Source organism: Vibrio sp. 811 (assembly GCF_033339195.1).
Window position 1 is genome coordinate 1 of the sequence record NZ_JAWOUB010000911.1, and the last position, 525, is coordinate 525.

1 protein-coding gene is annotated in these 525 nt (G+C 43.6%); it reads left to right on the top strand.

The annotated features are described in order from the left end of the window. Nucleotides 1-400 (top strand): DUF6979 family protein (locus tag R7Q46_RS30080; RefSeq protein WP_318078705.1); only part of this gene is annotated, 400 nt, incomplete at its 5' end. Nucleotides 401-525: the final 125 nt, after the last annotated feature.

The following is a 525-nucleotide window of genomic DNA, read 5'->3' on the forward strand; positions in this document are numbered from 1 at the left end:
GGCGTTATGTGCAGGAGGTCAAATGAGCAAATATGGTGATGTTGCTGTAGAAGCTACTCACATCGCTCAAACTGGAGTCTGTCCAGTTGAAGCTTGGAATACAGCTGCAGAAAAAGAGTTCAAGGAAAATGCTGCTTCCATCAAAAAAGGGTGTCCAAAAAACGCTTTTCTAGGTTTAGTTGAAAGTGGCTTTGTCGTTGGTGTGCCCAGAGGAAGCTATACAAAATCAGTTCTAAATAAACAATATGCATTAGAGGCAGTTAGGCTGCTAAACGAAAATCCAGACATGCAAAACAATATCAAAAAACTCTGGGTTCAGTCATGTGGCTCCGAGTCTAAAGTGCATAATAGCCAAATGGATGTTGTTGTGTCGTTGTGGTCTCGTGGGTTGCTGGAGTAAGCACATAACAAACTGTTCAAGAGGGATTCGCAACGCGTGGCATTTTCACTATGCGTTGGTTTAAGTGATTAAGGTGGTATGCGGCGGCTTTTGCATTGCGTTGCTCACCCCTTAACAGGGCGTTA